We start from the raw sequence: 2,151 nt of genomic DNA on the forward strand, positions 1-2,151 counted from the left end.
CAGACATAAATCCATTCTATCGCTACCAATTGCATATTCCCTTTCTAAAACTCCCCCACCATTAACCACACGATGTAAAAAAGCCATTAATACAATATGGGGGGCAATTTCATGGTAAGCAGCACTACTTAATAATGGTTCGACCTGTTGTCGCCAAAATTTGAGAAATGCTGTTAATAAAGCATCTATATTTAATTCACCTTTTGCCGTCAACCAACTAGGACTAATTAAAGGTAAACTATCCTGAGTTCCTTGGACTAAAACGCGGGGAATTACTTCACGATATATGGGGTTAGAAATAACTAATCCCCCCATTGGATCACGTCTTAATAATCCTAAATCTATTAAATATTGCCTATCATCTGCTAAAGTATCAGGTAATGTTTGCCCTGCTAAAATTGGTTCAATAATATTTTTCACTCGTTTTTCCCTGAGTTTTTCCGCTAAACTATCTAAATGAGTATCTTGACGAGCAATTAATATTTCTTTGGCTGTTAAAATGTGTTCTTTGGTAATAGCAATACTTCTATCTTTTACCATTTTTTCTACAATTTCTTTAGCTAAAGCATTGACTAACCAAGGTTGTCCTTGAGTTAAATCAAACGCTGTTTCTATTGCTTCTGGTGTGAAAATTTGTCCAGTTGCTGCTGTATGTTGTTGATATAATTCTCCCACTTCTGCAAGATTAAAATTTCGCATAGTCAGAGAAGCAACTTTGATATTAAAAGGACTAGATGTATTTAATCTATCACTACCACCAGATGCTACTTTATAATCTCGCACATCTCGCAAACCAATTAATCCTACTGAGGTCGGGAAATTTTCTGGACGGTTAGGAAAACCATCTCTTAACTGTCGTAAAACTGATATTAATGTTTGGTCTTGTAAAGAATCAATTTCATCTATAAATAATACTAAAGGTCGGTTTAAAGATTTTGCCCAACCTGTTAAAAAATCATTAATTCTATTTCCTGGTTCTTCCTGTTGCCATTGTTTAACAGGTGGTTGTAATTCTTTGGGTAAGCGGATATTTATTGTATTATACCAAGCTCTTAAAATCGCTAATTCTGCTGCACTGGGATCATGATTGAATGCACTTCCTACTTCCACTGATACCATGACTGCGGCATAATTTCCAGTATCGGTAAGTTGTTTTGCTAGGGATAACATTGCGGTGGTTTTCCCTGTTTGTCGTGGTGCGTGAAGGACAAAATAACTTTCTTGTTCAATTAGCTCCTCTAAATCTGGTAATCGTACTGTGGGAGAGAGCATATAGTGGATATCGTCTTTACAGGGACCGGCAATATTAAACCAGCGAGTCATAGAACTTTGGTAATAGGTGAACTCTTTAAGTTTACACTATCTATAATTATGTTGGTATCAAGCAAGATTTTCACAGGTTATGTTTCTCCTTTAAATATTCCCATTTAGCTTGATCTGGATCAAAATCAGGAGGTGCAGGTTGGGTTTTCTCAAACCAGTTTTGCAAAACCTTGATTTTAGTTGGTCTTTTTGGTGTTTCTGGTGCTGGTTCAGTGGTTGGGGTTGTGGTATGATCAAGGGTATCTGTGGCTGCCCAAACTACAATTTCCACATTTCCGGGGGGTAAATTCAGGGGTTCGGTAATCAGCAAGTTACCAGATTGATCAATTTTTCCTTTGAGTTTGTATGCTTGCATGATGTTTTTTATGATACTCTGTTTTTATATCATATCATAGTGAACAAAATTCACGCTCTAAATTTGGGTTTAAATTATGATAACTACACTCATCGAACGAGAAGCAGAACCAATTTTAATTAGTGACTTAACCTGGAGAGAATTTAAAGCTGTTGAACAGCTAATCGATCGCCCAGGGTTAAGGTTATCTTTTTTAGATGGAGTTTTGGAGATTAGAAAAATGCCAGGGAAAAAACACGAAACTATCAAAGAACGTATTGGTGCTTTACTAGAAATTTATTTAGAATTTTTGGGATTAGATTTTACTCCTACTGGTTCTGTCACCTTAGAAAATGAATTTGAAAAGGTTAAAAGAGAAGGTGATAAATCCTATGAGTTGGGAGCCAATAGAAAACATCCTGATTTAGTGATTGAGGTGGTTGTTAGTAGTGGAGGAATTAATAAACTGGAAGCATACAAACGGTTACAAATCC

The 2,151-nt window shown here is 36.1% G+C and carries 3 protein-coding genes; 1 reads left to right on the plus strand and 2 read right to left on the minus strand.

Features of this window, described 5'->3' with window-relative positions; all coding sequences use genetic code 11:
• Both PX636_RS22280 and PX636_RS22285 read right to left on the minus strand, forming a co-directional pair.
• A partial coding sequence (locus tag PX636_RS22280) for an AAA-like domain-containing protein (protein ID WP_288118965.1) occupies positions 1-1,323 on the minus strand: 1,323 nt, incomplete at its 3' end.
• Positions 1,324-1,393: 70 nt separating this feature from the next.
• Positions 1,394-1,678, minus strand: a complete 285-nt coding sequence (locus PX636_RS22285) for a hypothetical protein (RefSeq protein WP_288118967.1) — start codon at positions 1,676-1,678, stop codon at positions 1,394-1,396.
• 76 nt (positions 1,679-1,754) lie between these two features.
• Between PX636_RS22285 and PX636_RS22290 the strand changes: the two genes are divergently transcribed.
• The coding region (locus PX636_RS22290) for a Uma2 family endonuclease (protein WP_288118970.1) at positions 1,755-2,151 on the plus strand (397 nt) is incomplete at its 3' end.

The organism is Microcystis sp. M53598_WE2, from assembly GCF_030067735.1.
In the GTDB taxonomy this organism is placed as follows: Bacteria; Cyanobacteriota; Cyanobacteriia; order Cyanobacteriales; family Microcystaceae; genus Microcystis; species Microcystis aeruginosa.

What these genes read in the sequence shown, in the direction of transcription:
- PX636_RS22285 (WP_288118967.1), bottom strand. Translation starts at nt 1,678, where the DNA reads ATGCAAGCATACAAACTCAAAGGAAAAATTGATCAATCTGGTAACTTG.